The 14,044-nt window shown below is 68.2% G+C and carries 13 protein-coding genes; 5 read left to right on the top strand and 8 right to left on the bottom strand.

Going from position 1 to position 14,044, the window contains the following annotated elements:
- Positions 1–10 precede the first annotated feature (10 nt).
- Positions 11–1,024: an aromatic ring-hydroxylating dioxygenase subunit alpha gene (locus ACVFYP_RS07075; RefSeq protein WP_499199420.1), complete on the bottom strand. Its 1,014-nt coding sequence runs from the start codon at positions 1,022–1,024 to the stop codon at positions 11–13.
- Between the two features lie 245 nt (positions 1,025–1,269).
- Here ACVFYP_RS07075 and ACVFYP_RS07070 point away from each other — a divergent pair, with 245 nt between their 5' ends.
- From ACVFYP_RS07070 to ACVFYP_RS07060, 3 genes are read left to right on the top strand one after another with little or no spacing between them, the layout of a single operon-like run.
- Positions 1,270–2,088: a creatininase family protein gene (locus tag ACVFYP_RS07070; RefSeq protein WP_499199419.1), complete on the top strand. Its 819-nt coding sequence runs from the start codon at positions 1,270–1,272 to the stop codon at positions 2,086–2,088.
- A complete protein-coding gene (locus ACVFYP_RS07065; protein ID WP_499199418.1) occupies positions 2,081–3,448 on the top strand; it encodes an FAD-binding oxidoreductase in 1,368 nt (455 codons plus the stop codon). Before ACVFYP_RS07070 ends, ACVFYP_RS07065 begins: the two co-directional genes overlap by 8 nt.
- On the top strand, positions 3,445–4,854 hold the full coding sequence (locus ACVFYP_RS07060) for an FAD-binding oxidoreductase (protein ID WP_499199417.1): 1,410 nt from the start codon (positions 3,445–3,447) through the stop codon (positions 4,852–4,854). The genes ACVFYP_RS07065 and ACVFYP_RS07060 overlap by 4 nt, the downstream gene beginning before the upstream one ends.
- 60 nt (positions 4,855–4,914) lie before the next feature.
- Here ACVFYP_RS07060 and ACVFYP_RS07055 read toward each other — a convergent pair whose 3' ends face one another.
- From ACVFYP_RS07055 to ACVFYP_RS07025, 7 genes are all read right to left on the bottom strand, one after another.
- Positions 4,915–5,649, bottom strand: a complete 735-nt coding sequence (locus ACVFYP_RS07055) for a proteasome-type protease (RefSeq protein WP_499199416.1) — start codon at positions 5,647–5,649, stop codon at positions 4,915–4,917.
- 4 nt (positions 5,650–5,653) lie between these two features.
- Positions 5,654–6,187 carry a hypothetical protein gene (locus ACVFYP_RS07050; protein ID WP_499199415.1) on the bottom strand — a complete coding sequence of 178 codons (534 nt, stop codon included), beginning with the start codon at positions 6,185–6,187 and terminating at the stop codon, positions 5,654–5,656.
- 127 nt (positions 6,188–6,314) lie between these two features.
- On the bottom strand, positions 6,315–7,268 hold the full coding sequence (locus ACVFYP_RS07045) for an alpha-E domain-containing protein (protein WP_499199414.1): 954 nt from the start codon (positions 7,266–7,268) through the stop codon (positions 6,315–6,317).
- Positions 7,269–7,273: 5 nt separating this feature from the next.
- Positions 7,274–8,770: a circularly permuted type 2 ATP-grasp protein gene (locus tag ACVFYP_RS07040; RefSeq protein ID WP_499199413.1), complete on the bottom strand. Its 1,497-nt coding sequence runs from the start codon at positions 8,768–8,770 to the stop codon at positions 7,274–7,276.
- 78 nt (positions 8,771–8,848) lie between these two features.
- The gene (locus ACVFYP_RS07035; RefSeq protein WP_499199412.1) at positions 8,849–9,592 is read right to left on the bottom strand and encodes a DUF1194 domain-containing protein; all 744 of its coding nucleotides are present in this window, start codon (positions 9,590–9,592) and stop codon (positions 8,849–8,851) included.
- Entirely contained in the window at positions 9,589–11,295 is a 1,707-nt protein-coding gene (locus ACVFYP_RS07030) for a gamma-glutamyltransferase family protein (RefSeq protein ID WP_499199411.1), read from the bottom strand. Before ACVFYP_RS07030 ends, ACVFYP_RS07035 begins: the two co-directional genes overlap by 4 nt.
- Positions 11,296–11,346: 51 nt before the next feature.
- The gene (locus ACVFYP_RS07025; protein ID WP_499199410.1) at positions 11,347–11,898 is read right to left on the bottom strand and encodes a nucleoside 2-deoxyribosyltransferase; all 552 of its coding nucleotides are present in this window, start codon (positions 11,896–11,898) and stop codon (positions 11,347–11,349) included.
- 94 nt (positions 11,899–11,992) lie between these two features.
- Between ACVFYP_RS07025 and ACVFYP_RS07020 the strand changes: the two genes are divergently transcribed.
- Positions 11,993–12,799, top strand: coding sequence for an alpha/beta hydrolase (locus tag ACVFYP_RS07020; RefSeq protein ID WP_499199409.1), 807 nt, complete (start codon positions 11,993–11,995; stop codon positions 12,797–12,799).
- A gap of 41 nt (positions 12,800–12,840) precedes the next feature.
- Positions 12,841–14,040 (top strand): ABC transporter substrate-binding protein, encoded by a 1,200-nt coding sequence (locus tag ACVFYP_RS07015; RefSeq protein ID WP_499199408.1) that lies wholly within the window; start codon positions 12,841–12,843, stop codon positions 14,038–14,040.
- Positions 14,041–14,044 lie beyond the last annotated feature (4 nt).

Below are 14,044 nucleotides of genomic sequence, written 5' to 3'. Positions count from 1 at the left end.
CCACCCCGGGTTATTCCGCCGGTTCGAGGGCCGGCTGATGCGCCGCGATCATGCGCGCCAGCATGCGCCGCATCAGCACGCCGGGGCGGTCGCTGGGCATGTTCATCTCGATGCCCGTCTGGTCCAGCGGGACATTGGGGTCGGTGCTTTCCAGGATATCGCGGTCCTCATCCGTCACGATGCGGTCGAAGGCGATGACATCGGCGGCCTTGGCTTGGTCCTCGGTGTCGTTGCGGAAGACGAATTGCACGACCATCGAGCTTTCATCATCGATCGGCGTGGCGCAGGTGACGATGGAATGGCTGAGGCCGTTCGGATACTGGATGCGCAGCTTGCGCAGGAAGGGCGCATACCAGCGGCCGCGCATGTGGCGGACGGTGGTGTCGCTTTCCATGTTCAGGACCTTCTTCTGGATCTCGGGATTCCGCACCGGAACCTCCGTGATCATCATGAAGCCGTCCTCGTGTTCCTCGATCTCCAGCTTGGCCGGTTCGGGGTGCCCCTGGTCGCCGAAGCTCGTCCGATGGACGAAGGCGAAGTGGGCATTGTCAAAACTGTTCTCCATGAGGCGCAGGCCGGCGCAGGTCCAGATCTCATAGAACTCGTCGATGCGCCGGAAGCCGAGGCCCTCCTCCTCGAAATCCGGCAGTGGATACAGCGGTTCTTCCAGCGCCACCCAGACATGGCCGTAGCGGATCTCAGCCTGGTAGGACGGCACCCGCATATTGGTGGCGCCCTGCCGGTCGACCGGGCGCTGCGGCACGCGCATGACGCGGCCATCGGCCGAGAACTCCCAGCCGTGATAGCCGCAGGCGAGCCGACCGGAGGTGTAAAATCCCTTGGAAAGCTTGGCGGTGCGGTGGCAGCAGCGGTCATCCATGGCCGCCGCCTTGCCCTCCCCATCCATCCAGATCACCAGATCCTGGCCAAGCAGCCGGAAGGGTTTCGGGCCTTCGGACAGGTGGCCGACCGGCATCACCGGATACCAGAAGCGGCGCAGCAGCGGGGTTTCGCTCGGGCGCATGGCTGGGTCTCTCCTTGCTGCCGCGAGCCTGCGAAAGCGTCGGCGCTGGGGCAAGCGCGCAGATGCCTTCTTGCCGGGCTGCGGCGGCTGGCGTGGCGCCTTTCCGCACAGTTGCGCGGCAGGCTGCCCGCGGGCTGGGCAAGGGACGGGCGCGTGGCTCGCCCGCAGGGCGCAAAGGCCCCCTCGCCCCCCTCGCGCCGGCGCGATATCACCCTATCTGCGTTCCCGTCACGAAAGGTCCCGCCATGGCCCCGCTTCCCACCCGCTTCTGGCAGGACCTGCCCTGGCCCGCCTTCAAGGACCTGCCCGCCAATACCGTCGCCGTGCTGCCGGTCGCGAGCATCGAACAGCATGGGCCGCATCTGCCGGTCTCGGTGGACACCACCATCAACCAGGGCGTCATCGCCCGCACCCTGAAGGTGACGCCGGCCGAGCTGCCGGTGCTGGTACTGCCGACGCAATGCGTGGGCTGTTCCGTGGAGCATCTGCGCTTCCCCGGCACCGTCACCACCAGCCCCGAGACGCTGCTGGCGCTGGTGACGGATATCGGCGCCAGCGTGGCCCGCGCGGGCGTGAAGCGCCTGGTGATCGTCAACAGCCATGGCGGCAATGTCTCCGTCCTCGACATCGCCTGCCGCCGCATCCGCATCCAGCACGGCATCCTGGCGATCAACGCCATGTGGGCGCGGATGGGCAAGCCGGAGGCGCTGAAAGACCCGGTGGAGGGCAAGTACGGCATCCATGCGGGGCGCGACGAGACCTCGGTGATGCTCGCCCTCACCCCCCACCTCGTCCACATGGACAAGGCCGTGAACTTCGTCAGTCGCTGGCAGGGCGTTTCCAACATCGCGCCGAACATGGCGCCCGATGCCGGCGCGCCGCTGGCCTGGCAGGCGCAGGACCTGAACCCGGCCGGGGCCGTGGGCGATGCCTCGCTGGCCACCACGGAGATCGGCGAGCAGCTGCTGGACTTCGCGGCGGAGAAGATGGCGACGCTGTGGGGCCAGGTCGCCGCCTTCGACGCCGAGGGTTTCCTTGCCAACGAACCCTCCCCGCATGGCTGACATCGCAGCCCTTGTCGCGGCGCTGGACGGGATCGAGCTTTCGACCGATCGTGCCCTGCTGCGCCAAAAGAGCCGCGATTTCTACTGGTACAGCCCGATCCTGAAGGCCCAGCTCGACGGCAAATCCGCCGAGCTTTTCGCCAAGCCGCGCGATGAGGCGGAGGTTCTGCGCATCCTGACCGCCGCGCGCACCGCCCGCGTGCCGGTGACGGTGCGCGGCGGTGGCACCGGCAATTATGGGCAATGCGTGCCGCTGGAAGGCGGCGTGGTGCTCGACATGTCCGCCATGGCCGCGCCGATCGCCATCACCGATGGGGTGGTGGAGGTGGAGGCCGGGGCGAAGATGATCGACCTCGACCTCTGGGCGCGGGAGCGCGGCTGGGAGTTGAAGCTCTGGCCGTCGACCAAGCGCACCGCCACCATCGGCGGCTTCGTCGCCGGCGGCGGCGCCGGGGTGGGCGGCATCAGCCATGGCACGATGCGGGAGCGCGGCAATTTTACTGGCGCCCGCATCGCCACCATGACGGACCCGCCGCGGATCCTGGAGCTGGAGGGCGTGGCGGCCAATCCGGTGAACCGCACCTATGGCACGACAGGGGTTTTGACGCGCATCCGCGTCCCGCTGACGCCGGCCCAAAACTGGCGCGACGTCGCCATCGCCTTCCCCGACTTCGTGCCCGCCAGCCGCTTCGCGCTGGAGCTCAGCTTTGCCGATGGCATCCCGAAGAAGATGTGCGGCGTCTTCGACAGCCAGTTGCCGCCCTTCTTCCGTGGCCTTTCCGATGCCGTGCCCGCCGGCCATGCGCTGGCCCTGGTGATAGTGGCACCCGCCGCGCTTCTCGCGCTGCGCGAACTGGCGGCGGAACACGGCGGCACCATCGTCGCGGAGCAATCCACCGTCGCCGCCGAACGCGACGGCGACGCCACGCCCTTCTACGAATATTGCTGGAACCACACCACGCTACAGGTCCTGAAGAAGGATCGCGGCGTCACCTATCTGCAATGCCGCTTCCCCTTCGAGAACACGCTCGAAGCCCTGGAGGCCGTGCGCATCCCCTTCCGCGACGAAGTCTGGATGCACACCGAATGCGTCCGCTTCGGCGGCCGCCTCACCATGTCAGCCTTGCCCGTCATTCGCTGGACGAACGCCGAACGGCTCGCCGAGATCATGGTCGCCTTCGAGGCCCAGGGCATCGGCATCGCCAACCCGCATGTGCTGACCATCGAGGAAGGCAGCAACTACCGCCGCGTGCCCGGCGACCAGCTCGGCTTCAAGCAGCGCGTCGATCCGCTCGGTCTGCTCAACCCCGGCAAGATGCGCGATTTCGTTCCCGTGGACGTCCCTGGGGAGGCAGCATGACCGTGCACGCCGTGATGGCCGAACTGCCGGCCATCGACTGGATCACCGATTCCGCCTTGGTGCGCCAGCGCTCGCGCGACTTCTTCTGGTACTCGCCCGTGCTGAAGCGCCAACTCAATGGCGTGACGGCGGAGGCCGTGGCCTGCCCGCGCGACGAGGCGGAGGTCATCGCCATCATGGCGGCCTGCGTGAAGCACCAGGTGCCGCTGACGCCACGCGGCGCCGGCACCGGCAATTACGGCCAGGCCATGCCGCTTAAAGGCGGCATCGTGCTGGACCTGATGGGGCTCAACCGCGTGATCTGGGTGAAACCCGGCGTGGTGCGCGCCCAGGCAGGCATAAAGCTGATCGACCTGGATGCCACGACGCGGCGGGAGGAGCGTGGCGAGCTGCGCTTCCACCCCTCCACCAAGCGCACCGCCAGCCTCGGCGGCTTCATCGCCGGCGGCTCCTCCGGCATCGGCTCCTGCACCTATGGCAAGCTGCGCGAGCCCGGCAATATCCTGGGGCTGCGCGTGGTGACGATGGAGGCCACGCCGCGCGTGCTGGAGCTGCGCGGCACCGAGATCGACAAGGCCAACCACGCCTACGGCACCAATGGCGTGATCACCGAGGTGGAGATGCCCTTGGCGCCCGCCTGGGACTGGGTGGATGTGCTCGCGGCGTTTCCGGACACGATCGCCGCCGCGCGCTTCTGCGAAGCGCTGGTGGCCAGCGACGGCATCGCCAAGAAGATGGCCGGCGTCGTCGCGCCCGGCGTGGCGCAGCGCTACTTCAAGCCCTTCATGCAGCTGCTGGCGCCCGGCAAGGCCGCCGCGCTGGTCATGATCGCCGAGCCTTTTCTCGATTTGCTGACGCCACTGCTGGATCGCTTCGGTGGCCGCCAGATCTACAGCGTGCTCACCGAGCAGGCGGAGACGCCGCTTTATGAATTCACATGGAACCACACCACGCTCCAGGCCCTGAAGGTCGATCGCAGCCTGACCTATCTGCAAACCCTGTTCCCCTCGCCGCACCATTTTGACCTGATCGCGAAGATGGATGCGACCTTCGGCGACGAGGTGATGCAGCATCTGGAATTCGTCCGCCTGAACGGCGTGGTCACCTGCTTCGGCCTGCAACTCGTCCGCTTCACCACCGAGGAGCGGCTGGCCGAGATCATTCGCATCCATGAGGATGCCGGCGCGCCGATCTTCAACCCGCATGCCTTCACGCTGGAGGAAGGCGGCATGAAGCGGATCGATTCCGAACAGCTCGACTTCAAGCGGGTGGCGGACCCGCATGGGCTGCTGAATCCCGGCAAGATGATCGCCTGGGACGATCCGGACTGGACGCCCGAACGCAAGCGCGGCTTTTACCTATACGGCCAGGCGGATGCGCCAGAGGTTGAGGAAGTTCTGGAGTAGCTGGAGTTTTTCAGCGCATTTTCCGAGTCGCCTTGCGAAGCCGCAAGGCTTGAAAATGCTCTAACCCAGCCAGTCCGGCCGCGGCAGCGCCTGATAGGCCTCGCGCAGGCTCTCGGACCAGCGCTGGCGCAGGAAGGCGAAGTAGGGATCATCCTCGGTGATGCGCCGCTTCAGCGACACGCCCAGCGCATCGCGGCGGATCACTGTCAGGTCGATGGGCAGGCCCACCGTCAGGTTCGATCGCAGCGTGCTGTCCATGCTGATCAGCGCCAGCGTCACGCCATCCGCCAGCGGCGTCGCGGGGCTCAGAACACGGTCGAGGATCGGCTTGCCGTATTTGTGCTCGCCGATCTGAAGGAAGGGCGTGTCCGCGGTGGCCTCGATGAAATTGCCCGCGGCATAGACCAGGAACAGCCGCGGCGGCGCGGCGCCGATCTGCCCGCCCAGCAGGATCGAGACATCGAAGCCCACCCCCTGCGCGCGCAGCCCAGGCCCGTCGGCCTCATACACCTCCCGCACCGCGGCGCCGACGAGCTGGGCGGCGCGGAACATGCTGGGCACGGCGGCCAGCGTCAGCAGCTCTCCATCCAGCTTCACGCCTTCCTGCAAGCGGTTCCACACCGCCTGCGTCACCGCCAGATTGCCGGCGGTCAGCAGCACCAGCACGCGCTCGCCTAGCTTCTCCTCGACAAAGGTCTTGCCGAAGACGGAGATGTTGTCGACGCCCGCATTGGTGCGGGTGTCGGACAGCATCACCAGCCCGGCATCCAGCAGCAGGCCGACGCAGTAGGTCATGCGATCATCCGGTATAGGTCCAGGGCGAGCAGGCGGATTTGGCCCGCATCTGGCCCTCCACCGCAAGGCTCATCACGATCTGCCCCGATTTGACACCCGGCCTGCCACCACACTGCTCCCACACCACGTCCAGGCAGTACTTGCTGTCCTCCAGCCGGCCTTGCGGGTTGAGGAAGCCGAGCGAGACGCAGCCCTCGAGGTGGGAAGGCTGCGTCGCCGGGTGGAACAGGATGTTCTTCTTCACCGCCTCCACCTCCCGACCGAGCCAGGGATTGATGACGTAGGACCCATAATGCTCGTTCCAGTACATGGCGGAGTTCCGGTAGGTCTTGCCGCCTTCCATATGCATGTAGCCGTCCATGCGCTCGATCGCCTCGAACATCAGGCCGTGCACCCACAACTCGCCGACCAGCCCATGCGCCGTGGCCATCACGGCCTTGCCGTTGCTGAACATCGGCTGCTTGTCCTTGTCCTTCACGTGATAGTCGTTCTTCACGTAGGTATTGCCACGCACAAAGGTCACGGTGACGCTGGACATGGAAGGATCGCCTCCGGCATGTGAATGCCGTCAACCTGCGTGATCGATCCGCCCACATCAACAATCAGCCGGCCTTCGCAACATGCGGCGAAACTGTTTCGCGGTGCGCGAAACAGGCCGCGCGGGCCTACCGGTCCAGGTACAGCGCGTGGATGGCGTTGCCGAGTTCGATGTTACGGTCGATCTGTGCCGTCAGCCATTCATGCAGGCCATTGGCCAGGATGTCCGGCATTCTGCCGCGCGTCATGCGATCCTGGATCTCGCCGGCGATGCGCTGCGGTTCACCGCGCCGCCCGCCGGCGGCCTCGGCAATCCCCTCCAGCACCCGCTGTACGCGGCCGTGGCAGGAAATCAGGGAGCGTGGCAGTTCCTGGCGCATCACCAACAGCTCCGCCACCAGATCCGGCCGCAGCCGCGTGTGGTACAGCCATTGGAAGGACCGCAGCGCGGAGACGGAGCGCAGCAGCGCCTGCCATTGGGCATAGGCCACGGCGCCCTCGCTGCCCGGGCCGGCCAGGGCCTGGTGCTTGGAATCCAACAGCCGCGCCGTATTGTCCGCGCGTTCCAGCATCACGCCGAGATGCACGAACAGCCAGCCCTCGTCACGCAGCATCGTATCCGCCGCCGCGCCGTTGAACAGATGCGCGCGGGCACGGACCCAGTCGAGGAAGCCAGGCAAGCGGTCGGTATCCGTGGCGGTGGGCGCCAGCAGGCGCATCTCGCGCCAGGTGTCGTTCAGCGCCTCCCACATATCGACGGTCAGCGCCGTGCGCACGGCGCGGCCATTGCCGCGCGCCGCCTCGATGCAATTCGCGATGGAGGATGAATTGCGCGGGTCCAGCGCCAGCCAGCGGATCACATCCTCCCCGTTCACGGCCGCATGATGCTCGCGGAAGCCGGGCTCGGCGCCGGCGGCGACCAGCAGGCCGTGCCATTCGCCCTCCTGCTCCTCCACGCCGCTGCCCAGGCTCTCCCCCAGCCCGGCCATGCGCAGGGCCACCTGCATGCCGCGGGCGAGGTTGCCGGCGCGTTCCGTGTAGCGACCCATCCAGTAGAGGCTGTCGGCGGTGCGGGAAAGCATGGCGGTCAACCCTGCGACTGAGACTGCGACTGCGTGCCGCCGCCGGATTGAGACTGGGACTGGGATTGGCTGCGCGAGGGTCCGTCCTCCACCACCCAGGTGTCCTTGGTGCCGCCACCCTGGGAGGAGTTCACCACCAGCGACCCTTCCCGCAGCGCCACCCGCGTCAGCCCACCCGGCACGATCCGCACCTCCTTCCCCGTCAGCACGTAGGGCCGCAGGTCGACGTGGCGCGGCGCCACCGCTTCGCCTGCCAGGCAGGGCACGGTGGACAGGGCCAGCGTCGGCTGTGCGATGTAGTCGGCCGGGCGTTCCAGGATGCGGCGGGTGAACTCGGCGCGCTGCTCCGCCGTGCTGTGCGGCCCTATCAACATGCCGTAGCCGCCCGATCCGCGCGCCAGCTTCACCACCAGCTCCGCGATATGGGCCAGGACATAGGCGCGGTCTTCCTCCCGCTCGCAGAGATAGGTCGGCACATTCTGCAGCAGCGGAGTCTCGCCCAGGTAGAAGCGGATCATCTCCGGCACGAAGGGATAGATCGCCTTGTCATCGGCGATGCCGGCGCCTGGGGCATTGGCCAAGGTGACATTGCCGGCGCGATAGGCGCCGAAGATGCCGGGCACGCCCAGCATGCTGTCCGGCCGGAACACCTTGGGGTCCAGGTAGTCGTCATCGACGCGGCGGTACAGCACGTCGACGCGGCGCGGGCCGGCGGTGGTGCGCATGAAGACAACGTCGTCCTGCACGAACAGGTCGGCGCCTTCCACCACCTCCACGCCCATCTCATCGGCCAGGAAGCAGTGTTCGTAATAGGCGCTGTTGAAATGGCCGGGGGTCAGGATGGCGACGCTGGGCTCGCCCCTGCAATTCGGCGGCGCCGCTTCCTTCAGCGTCTCCAGCAGATCCTCGGGGTAATGGCTGACCGGGGCCAGGCGATGATTCGCACAAAGCGCCGGGAACAGCCGCAGCATCGCCTCCCGATTCTCGAGCATGTAGGAGACGCCGGAGGGCGTGCGGCAATTATCCTCCAGCACGTAGAAATCATCCGCCCCGGTGCGCACCAGGTCGATGCCGGAGATATGGCTGTAGATGCCGCCGGGCGGGCGGAAGCCCTGCATCTGCGGGCAATAGGCCTCATTCTCCAGCACCAGCGGCTTCGGGATCAGCCCTGCGGCCAGGATTTCCTGCTTCCCATAGACATCGGCCATGAACATGTTCAGCGCCTTCACGCGCTGGGTCAGGCCGAGCGACAGCTTGTTCCACTCGCTGCGCGCGAGGATGCGAGGGATGACATCGAAGGGGATCAGCCGTTCCGGGTCGCCCCCCTCGCCATAGACGGCGAAGGTGATGCCGACCCGGCGAAACAACGCCTCCGCCTCCGCCCGCTTCGCCGCCAGCGCCTCCAGCCCATGGGCCTGGAGCCAGGCGGCAATGCCGGCATAGGCGGGGCGCACTGCGCCATCTTCATGCATCTCGTCGAAAGCGCGGCCGGTTTCGGTCACCTTGAGCGTCCAGCATTCCCTGTCTTGAGACGACCTTGGGCGAAATGGTGCCGCCTGGGAAGAGGCGCGGGGTGCTTCCTAACCCATTGTGCGGCCGCGATTGCCCGCGGCATGGGCGGGCGGTGCCCCGCTGGGGTGCAGCGCGACCTCCCGGATCAGCTTGGCGCGGAGCGCGCGGGCGAAGTCCCGGCGGTCCTCCGCCCGCATCACGAAGGCGCCGGGCCCGCCCATGACATCCCGCTCATAGGCCGCGGCCAGCCGGCCGCCGGACCAGGCGGAACTGGCCTCGATCGCCAGACCGTTCACCACGATGCCCTGGGCGACGGCGAAATCCCGCGCCTCCGGCGCCGGGGTCAGGCTGCGGATATCGGGGCCGTCGCCGGAGACATCGATGGTGCGCGCCTCCGCCCGCCAGGGGGCGGCGGCGATCAAAGCGGTGGCGTGCAGGATGGCATCGCCGATGGCGTTGTAGGATTGGCGGGAACGTGGGGCGTCACGTAGCGCCGTGGCGGCGGCCGCGGCGCTGGCGGCATCGGCCACCCGCATCCAATCCACCACGGTCGCCGCCCCGCCGGGCGATCCCCATTCCACCATCGCAACCCCGATCACCCCTTGGGGGCGGGAGCGGATGGCGCCGAGAACCGCCGGATGGGTGATGGCCTCCGCGATTCCCTCCCGCTGCAGGGCGAATTCATCGGCGTCGATGGAGCCCGAGGCATCCACCGCCAGCACCAGCAGAAGATCGACCATGCCGGACTGCGCGCGGGCCGGCGCCGCGACGAGCGCGGGTCCGGCCAGCAGGGTCCGACGCGGGATCCTCATATCGCGATGGCATAGGCCGGGCGGCGTGGATCGGCGCCGGCGCGCTTCAGCCCCGCCGCGCGGTCGTCCAGCACCACCTCGACGCTGCCCGCCAGCCAGGTCATGCCCGGCCAGTCCTTCACCTCATGCCCCATCGCCGCCAGCGCCGCACGCGTCTCCGCCGGGATACGGGATTCCACGGCAAGGCGGCCAGGGAAGTACTCATAAGGCGCGAAGGAGGAGGGGAAGGAATAGCTGGCGAAGCGCGGGGCCTCGATCGCCTCCTGCACCTCCATGCCGAAATGCAGGATGTTGAGCATGACCTGCAACATGGCCTGGATCTGCACATCCCCGCCCGGCGTGCCGAAGGGCATCACGCCGCCCTCCTTCGTCACCACCATGGCCGGATTCGGCGTGAGGCGTGGCCGCTTGCCGGGGGCGACGCCGGCGGGGTGGCTGGGGTCCGGCCGGTTCTGCGTGCCGCGGCCCGAAATCACCAGGCCGGTGCCCGGCACCACGGGCACGTTCCACGATCCGTCGGAGGGTGTGGCGCTGAAGGCATTGCCCCAGCGGTCCACCACCGCGACGTAGGAGGTATCGGCCTCCACCTTCGGCAGCTCCGCATGAGTCGCGCCGGGCAGCTGGTTGCCCTTGCCCAAAATCGCCTCCGGCAGGCCGGGATGCGCGCGGGCCAGATCAATGGCCGCCGCCCGCGCCGCGATATGGCCGGGGGACAGAAGCTGCTCCAGCGGCACGTCGACCATGGCGGGGTCGCCAAAATGGTATTCGCGGTCGGCGAGCGCGCCCTTCAGCGCCTCCACGATCCGGTGGATGTAATCCACCGAATTATGCGCCAGCCCGTCCAGGCCCAGCCGCTCCACGATCAGCAGCGCCTCGGCGAGCGCCGGCCCCTGGCACCAGGGGCCACAGGTCAGCAGCGTATGGCCACGCCAGTCCCGCGCCACCACGGGTTCGATGCGGGACCGGTATTCCGCCATGTCCTCGGCCGCGAGGAAGCCGCCCTCGGCCTGAACGAAGCGCACCACCTCCCGCGCCAGATCGCCCTTGTAGAAGGCATCATGCGCGGCCTGGAGACCGGCCTGGCGGTCGCCGCCGGCAGCGCGTTCCTGGTCCACCATATAGGTCAGGCTGCGGGCGAGATCGGCCTGGACGAATTTCTGGCCGAGCACCGGCACCGCGCCGCCCGGCAGGAAGATGGCCGCGTTCTGCAACCATTTGCGGTATTCCGCCTCATGCGCCGTGATGCTCTCCCGCAGCAGCGGGTACATGGCGAAGCCTTCGCCGGCGAAGCGGATGGCGGCGGCGGCGATCTCGCCGAAGGTCATGGTGCCGTGGCGGGACAGCGCCTGGATCCAGGCATCGGGGGCGGCCGGCACCACCATGCGCCGCACGCCGGGCGGCATCTTGCCGCCATGTTCGCGCATGAAGACATCGGGCGGCGTCGCGCGCGGCCAATGTCCAAGGCCGGCGATGCTCTCCACCGTCCCGTCCGCCTTGCGGATCAGGATGGGCGCGACGCCGGCGACGCTGACCAGATCGGGTTGCAGCACGCCCAGAGCGAGCCCCGCCGCGCAGCCCGCATCCACCGCATTGCCGCCCGCTTCGAGGATGGCGAAGCCCGCGGCGCTGGCCAGATAATGGCCGGCGCTGATGGCGTGGCGGGTGCCGCTGATGGTGGGCCGGCCGGCGGGCTGGAGGGTCATGGAGGGCTTCCTGCTATTGGGATGCAGGCTCCACGCAGGCTGGCGCCCCTGTCAACCGGCGAGGGCCTTCAGGCAGGCCTCGAAACCCTCCAGATCGCTCCAGCGGTCGGCCTCCGGCACCTGGCGCCGTACCAGCAGCCCGCCGCCGGCGCGGATGCCGCCCTCGATCATCAGATTGTCGGCCAGCCCGTGATTCTCCAGCGCCATGCCGGCGTCATCCACCCAGCGGCCGGCGGCGTTGCGGGAAGCGGGCGCCGCCATCAGGCCCAGGGTTCGGTCGGTGAAATCCGCCGCGTCATTGGTGTAGCCCAGCACCGGCCGGCCAAGGGCGCGCATGAAACCAAGCTCATAGACCGTGCCCGGATCGGCGGAGGGGCCGCGGAAGGGCGTGAGATTGGCGACCAGCGCGTCGCAGGCGCGCATATGCGCCTCGTTACGGCGGTAGATGGCGTACCAGAGCGCCCCGTCGATGACTTCATCCGGATGCGGGTCGGCCGGGAACACCCCTTCCAGCCCATACTGCGCGCAAAGCCGCTTCTTGGCGGCCCCCATGGCGGCGGCATCGGGCAGGAAGACATCGGGACCGGCGAGATAGACTTTCATCCCCCAATTATGCCCGATCCGGCGCGGTTTGCGGAGGCCGCTCATGTCCTGCGGGGCTTGCGGCCGGGCCGCTGGGCGCGTGCAATAGGCCGTGATGGACCTCGAAGCCGAATACAACAATCGCGCCCGCGTGCCGGACCACCCGGCGCATATCGCCGGCTGGACCCGGGATTCCGCCGCCTGGCGCGCGGAATGTCCCCGCGCCGAGCTCGACCTGCCCTATGGGGCCAGGGCGCGCGAGAAGCTCGACCTGTTCTGGCCGGAGGCCGAGAGCCAGGACGCGCCCATGGCGATGTTCATCCATGGTGGCTACTGGCAGGCGCTGGGGCGCGACTCCGCCTCCATCTGCGCCCGCGGGCTGAACGGACGGGGCGTGGCGGTGGCCGTGCCCTCCTATGACCTCTGCCCGCATGTCACGCTGGCCACGATCGTGGAGCAGATGCGCGCGGCGGCGGCCATGCTGTATCGCCGGCATGGGCGACGCATCCTCGCCTGCGGCCATTCCGCCGGCGGGCATCTGGCGACGATGCTGCTGGCCACGGATTGGCGCGCCCTGGACCCGTCCCTGCCCGCCGACCTCGTGCACGCCGCCCTGCCGATCTCCGGCGTGTTCGAGCTGGAGCCGCTGCGCGCGACCAGCATCGGCACCGCCCTGGCGCTCGACGCCGCGGAGGCGCACCGCCTTTCGCCGCGCTTCCTGCCACGCCCGCCGGGCGCGCTGCATATCGTGGTGGGCGGCGCCGAGAGCGGTGAATTCATCCGCCAGAGCCGTGACATGGCCGCGGCCTGGGGCGGCGGCTTCGCCACGCTGGCGGAAGCCGACCACTTCACCGTGCTCGAACCCCTCGCCGAACCGAACAGCCTTCTCGTGCGGCGCGCAAAATCGCTTGCATCGGCGTGATGCTTGAAGCTTAAAATATCACGGGAGACGGAGAGACCATCATGAGCATCCAATTCGGCCGGCGCCAGGCGCTGGGTCTTGCGGCTGGTCTCGCGACCAGCGGACTTTCCGCGCCCCTGGTGGCGCGTGCCCAGGCGGCGCCGGTGAAGATTGGTCTGGTGGCACTCGCCTCCGGCCCCGCCGCCTCGCTCGGCAACCATCTGCGCGATGGTTTCCAACTCGGCATGCGGCATCTGGAGAACAAGCTCGGCGGTCGCGCGGCGGAGGTGCTGCTGATCGACGATGAGCTGCGCCCGGATGCGGCGGTGACCAAGGTGCGCGCCGCGCTGGAGCGCGACAAGGTGGATGCCGTGGTCGGCGTGGTCTTCTCCAACATCCTGGCCGCGATCATGCGCCCGGTGACGGAGGCGCAGACCTTCCTGATCTCGACCAATGCCGGCCCCTCCCCCTTCGCGGGCCGCGGCTGCAATCCGTATTTCTTCGCGACCTCCTATGTGAACGACCAGAACCACGCGGTGATGGGCAAGGCGGCGCAGGATGCGGGCTATGGCCGCGTCATGCTGCTGGTGCCGAACTACCAGGCGGGGCGTGACTCGGTCGCCGGCTTCAAGTCCGAATACAAGGGCACGATCGTCGACGAGATCTACGTGCCGTTGAACCAGATGGATTTCTCGGCGGAGCTGGCGCGCATCGCCGCGGCACGTCCCGATGCGGTCTTCACCTTCATGCCCGGCGGCCCCGGCGTGAACCTCGTGCGGCAGTACCGCCAGGCCGGCCTCGCCAGCATCCCCTTCCTCTCCGCCTTCACGGTGGACGAGGCAACATTGCCGGCGCAGGGCGCGGCCGCGCTCGACTTCCAGACCGGCACGACCTGGACGCCGACGCTGCCGAATGAGGAGAATGCCCGCTTCGTCCGCGACTTCGAGGCGCAGTTCAACTACGTGCCGGCCAGCTACGCCGCCCATGCCTATGACGCGGCGATGCTGCTGCACAGCGCCATCGGCAAGACCGGCGGCAACCTGGCGGACAAGGCGGCGCTTCGCACGGCGATCAAGGCGGCCGATTTCCGTTCCGTCCGCGGGCGCTTCGCCTTCGGCGACAACCAGTTCCCGGTGCAGGATTTCTGGCTGGCCAAGGTGGCGCAGCGGGCGGATGGCAAGTTCCAGACCCAGCATGTCAGCAAGGTCTATGACAACGTCACCGACCCCTTCGCGGCGCAGTGCCGCATGCCGGCGGGCTGAGGAC

The sequence above is a fragment of the Roseomonas sp. F4 genome (assembly GCF_053891155.1).
Note: the sequence above shows the minus strand (reverse complement) of the source record. Positions and strands in the feature narration are given on the sequence as shown.

Bases quoted from the DNA above. Each gene is read 5' to 3' on its own strand.
- ACVFYP_RS07075 (WP_499199420.1), bottom strand. From the start codon at position 1,024: ATGCGCCCGAGCGAAACCCCGCTGCTGCGCCGCTTCTGGTATCCGGTG.
- ACVFYP_RS07070 (WP_499199419.1), top strand. From the start codon at position 1,270: ATGGCCCCGCTTCCCACCCGCTTCTGGCAGGACCTGCCCTGGCCCGCC.
- ACVFYP_RS07065 (WP_499199418.1), top strand. From the start codon at position 2,081: ATGGCTGACATCGCAGCCCTTGTCGCGGCGCTGGACGGGATCGAGCTT.
- ACVFYP_RS07060 (WP_499199417.1), top strand. From the start codon at position 3,445: ATGACCGTGCACGCCGTGATGGCCGAACTGCCGGCCATCGACTGGATC.
- ACVFYP_RS07055 (WP_499199416.1), bottom strand. From the start codon at position 5,649: ATGACCTACTGCGTCGGCCTGCTGCTGGATGCCGGGCTGGTGATGCTG.
- ACVFYP_RS07050 (WP_499199415.1), bottom strand. From the start codon at position 6,187: ATGTCCAGCGTCACCGTGACCTTTGTGCGTGGCAATACCTACGTGAAG.
- ACVFYP_RS07045 (WP_499199414.1), bottom strand. From the start codon at position 7,268: ATGCTTTCCCGCACCGCCGACAGCCTCTACTGGATGGGTCGCTACACG.
- ACVFYP_RS07035 (WP_499199412.1), bottom strand. From the start codon at position 9,592: ATGAGGATCCCGCGTCGGACCCTGCTGGCCGGACCCGCGCTCGTCGCG.
- ACVFYP_RS07030 (WP_499199411.1), bottom strand. From the start codon at position 11,295: ATGACCCTCCAGCCCGCCGGCCGGCCCACCATCAGCGGCACCCGCCAC.
- ACVFYP_RS07025 (WP_499199410.1), bottom strand. From the start codon at position 11,898: ATGAAAGTCTATCTCGCCGGTCCCGATGTCTTCCTGCCCGATGCCGCC.
- ACVFYP_RS07020 (WP_499199409.1), top strand. From the start codon at position 11,993: ATGGACCTCGAAGCCGAATACAACAATCGCGCCCGCGTGCCGGACCAC.
- ACVFYP_RS07015 (WP_499199408.1), top strand. From the start codon at position 12,841: ATGAGCATCCAATTCGGCCGGCGCCAGGCGCTGGGTCTTGCGGCTGGT.